Origin of the sequence: Komagataeibacter sp. SM21 (genome assembly GCF_041402665.1) — a bacterium.
In the GTDB taxonomy this organism is placed as follows: domain Bacteria; phylum Pseudomonadota; class Alphaproteobacteria; order Acetobacterales; family Acetobacteraceae; genus Komagataeibacter; species Komagataeibacter saccharivorans.
This window is the reverse complement of record NZ_JBGLOV010000053.1, coordinates 1-3,878: the sequence shown is the minus strand read 5'-3', so window position 1 is coordinate 3,878 and position 3,878 is coordinate 1. Positions and strand designations below refer to the sequence as shown.

Here is a 3,878-nt window from a genome sequence, read left to right as displayed (position 1 = left end):
CGCCCGCATCAACGACACTCCCAACCCACGCCTCCATGAACTCCTGCCCTGGCATTGGAAAACCATTGCTCAAGGCGAGAATAACGTCGCTGCCTGATCACGCCCGCGTCTCTCGCCGGATGGTTACGTCTTCTCGATATCGCAGTGAGTTTTGGAATGCTCCCCTTCGATCCGCGTAATGACGCCTTCGATAGCCGGGAAGAGCGCCGAGACACGCAACATATCCGCCATACGAATTAGCGTCGCGAGCCGCTCCTCATAGCTTGGCGCGAGATAGGATACACCTCCCTCATGGGGGCTGGCCCGCTCGGCCATGGCAAGTTTACCTATTGTCGGTGCGAGCTGAGAAATATTTTGGCGCAGCGCCTTCCGGCAGCCTCCCCCGACCGCCGACTGGATGAAGTTCCAAATCTGGACGACCTGAGTAAAGCGCACGGCACCTCTGATCAGATCGACGACATTTTCGGGCTCCTGGCGCACAACGCGGTTCAGCCAGTCGACCACCGAGGGGTTGATGAACTCGATCGAATCCGAGGCCGTCGGCCGGACGAACGCGCCGTGAAGCTCCGCACGCGCTCGAGTATAGTCTTCGGGACGGCGCGGCAGGCCGTAGGCCTGTGCGCGGTGCGCGTGGAGCGCGGCGAAGCCTTCCCGGAGGACGGCGTCGCCCACTTGGCCACCGAAACTGAACAAAGAGAGCAGCAAGCTGCGCCCGGCGTCGCTTATCTGCTGCTCGAAGGCGTGCCGCCAGATCTCTGCCGGATCCTGGAGCAACTGCGTGACAAACGTTTGATAGTCGCCGACCGGCACATTCTTAAGTCGACGATAGGTCGACAACCACTCGATCAGGCGCGGGTTGAACTTATCGTGCTTGACGATCTGGAGGTAGAATTCGTTCTTTAGGAGTTCGTCGCGGTACTCGGGCGGCAAATCGCTAAAAAAGACATGGTTGTAGAGGATCTCAGCCCGTTGCCGCACGCTGTAGTCGTCCATGCGGATAACCACTTTGCGATCCATCAATCCGGCATTGCGAATTTGCTCGGAGGCATCCCAGGCTTGGCGGAGCATCTGCTCGCGCGTGGTCAGGATCAGGCGCTTGTCCTTAGCTGAGCTGACCATCTCGATGAATTCGAGGATTGCGCGATACTCGCGCTGCTGGTCGCTCGAGCCTTTGTCACCGAGGAAGGTGACGCCCATGAAATCGTCGAAATAGAAGACTTGTGGCTTTCCTTTCTGAAACATCGCCTTCCCCTCGGCGAAATTCTGGCGGACGATGATCGGTTCGAAGCCATTGGAAAGATGCTCGTAGAGCAACATGTTTGCGAGTGTCGTCTTCCCAACGCCGGGAAGGCCCGACAGGATCACCACATGGTCTGCCTTGAGTGCCTCCAATGCCCTTGGGTAGGCGTTCCCCTGGACGTAGCGCTTGATCTCACCGTGGATCTTCTCGACCTGGAAGTCGCTCTGCCTGACGATGTTGTTGTGCAGCACGGTCTCGAGCACGTTGGTACTGGCGAGCCACAGCTTATAGTGGGACCGCTCGACTTCAGAGTGCCGACCGAGCAAGTTGTTGAGGTCGGCGCATCCGAAGATGTCGGCCTTGACGAGGAACTGGGCACCAATCACCTCAACAATTTTTGTCTTATTCGCGTCCGATAGAGGTGCCGCGGTCATCAGCACATAGCGGCCCGGTGTGATCTTGCGGACTTTGTCGGCTTCCTTACGCAATTCACGCAGCAACCCGGAAAACCCGGCCTCCACGAACCGCTTACACTGGACGATAATCTGCTTGCCGGCCTGCGCGTAGCGGAAGTCGATCCCACCATCCTTGCCTGCCTTGAAAGATTCGAGCACCAGTCCCAATTCGGCTTGGAGCAGGTCACGGCACATCAGTTCGAAGTCGTGCGGGCTAAGTTGTCTGAAATCATAGTCGGACATCATCCCCATCCTATAGCAGCTAGATCGAAGATCCGCATTGTTTCGCTGACGGATAATGAAGCCGCAGCGCCTGACGACGGTGATGAGGCTTCGTTCCAAAGTCGGTCTATTGAGGTTCGCCTAAGAATGTCGGCTTTCGGGCAACCGTCATAACCGCTTAGGTGTCCGACATGAGGCGACTATCGCCTGTCCGCTTGTTCCATCAAACGGACAATTCGTTCCGTTCCAAGGGACGAAAAACTGCACGGAAGAGAGGTTATCGAAAGATAGCCTGTGTGGTAGGGTTCTGCTTCAGGAAACAGGGATTTTTCTTAAGCATGAAATTGCGGCAACTTGGTAAGAGCGGCCCACAGGTATCCGAAATCGGTCTTGGGTGCATGAGCATGTCCGGCATGTATGGTCCGGCTGATCGGAAAGAAAGCATCGCTACCATCCATGCCGCGCTGGACGCCGGGATCACGCTTCTCGATACCGGCGATTTCTACGGCATGGGCCATAACGAGATGCTGATCGGTGAGGCGATCAGGGATATTCCTCGCGACAGATTCCTCGTCAGCGTCAAGTTTGGTGCAATGCGTGACCCGGGCGGCAACTGGGGTTCCTACGACGCACGGCCTGCTGCCATGAAGAACTTCCTGGCCTATACCCTGCAACGGCTCGGGCTTGATCACGTCGACATCTACCGGCCTGCACGGCTGGACCCGGCAGTGCCTGTTGAAGAGACGATTGGCGCCATCGCCGAGATGGTTCAGGCCGGTTACGTCCGGCATATCGGTCTTTCGGAAGTTGGCCCGGAAACCATCCGGCGCGCGGCTTCCGTCCATCCGATCAGTGACCTTCAGATTGAATATTCGCTGATTTCACGTGGCATTGAGGACACAATTCTTACCGCCTGTCGTGAACTCGGCATCGGCATAACAGCCTATGGCGTGCTCGCGCGCGGTCTGATCAGCGGGCACTGGCAGGGAGCGAAGGGTCCAGGGGACTTTCGGGTTCGTAGTCCCCGCTTTCAGGAAGGCAATGTCGAGCGCAATCTGGCCCTTGTGGAGACATTGCGCGAAATTGCAGCCACCAGGGGCGCAAGCGTGGCCCAATTGGCAATCGCCTGGGTGGCCGCACAGGGTGACGACATCGTACCACTTGTAGGAGCCCGCCGGCGCGATCGGCTCTCCGAGGCGCTGGGTGCGCTTGATCTTGCACTAACGCCCGACGATCTGGCGGCTATCGAGCAGGCTGTTCCCAAAGGGGCTGCAGCCGGGGCACGCTACGATACGAAACAGATGGCAGTACTCGACAGCGAGAAATCGGGGTTCGGGGAGGGTTAGGAGTAAGATAGAGCCGGTGCAGGTATCTGGGCCGCCCAGCTCTTATCTTTACCACCCTCACTGGCGGTGCTCTTCAGATTGGCAGATACAGACACTTACGTCCGCTTTTCGGAATTTAGCATGATGCTTCCTGTGTCCGTCATGTGTAGGCGGAAGCGGTTGGTCCGCTTAGCGAGAGTCAAGCACACAGGCTGTTTCCGCCTCATGTCGGACATTTGCGGGTGGCTAAAAATTTCGCAAAAGCGGACATTGGTGGAGTTCTGCCAGCCTATTTTCCCTCTGGTATCTGCGCGCGGTTTTTGCTACATAATTAAATATAGTTCGGCTAGTGCTGCTCACTGATTCGGACTTTCCCACAAAATCATGATCCTCCCGAAAATCGCTATGGCAGAGCTATGGCTAAGGATTACCCACGCATACGCAAAGCCCGCCCTGACCCGGCGGGCTTTTTTTGTGTCTGCATTTCAGGACACGTCATGTTGAATACCAACGTAAGCTCCCGGCGACTGACGCCTTGCTGAATACTTCTGGCCTGGTTCAGCTATGAAGCATGAACGATTTAAGAGATAGGGACGCGGTACTACCTGCGAGTGTCGCAGGTAGTACCGCAGAGAG

General features: G+C 56.9%; 2 protein-coding genes. One reads left to right on the top strand and one right to left on the bottom strand.

Features of this window, described 5'->3' with window-relative positions; all coding sequences use genetic code 11:
• Positions 1–123 precede the first annotated feature (123 nt).
• A complete protein-coding gene (locus tag ACBR42_RS16865; RefSeq protein WP_371208799.1) occupies positions 124–1,941 on the bottom strand; it encodes a restriction endonuclease in 1,818 nt (605 codons plus the stop codon).
• A 314-nt stretch (positions 1,942–2,255) separates the two neighbouring features.
• Here ACBR42_RS16865 and ACBR42_RS16860 point away from each other — a divergent pair, with 314 nt between their 5' ends.
• Positions 2,256–3,263: an aldo/keto reductase gene (locus tag ACBR42_RS16860; protein WP_371208798.1), complete on the top strand. Its 1,008-nt coding sequence runs from the start codon at positions 2,256–2,258 to the stop codon at positions 3,261–3,263.
• The last annotated feature ends 615 nt before the right edge of the window (positions 3,264–3,878 follow it).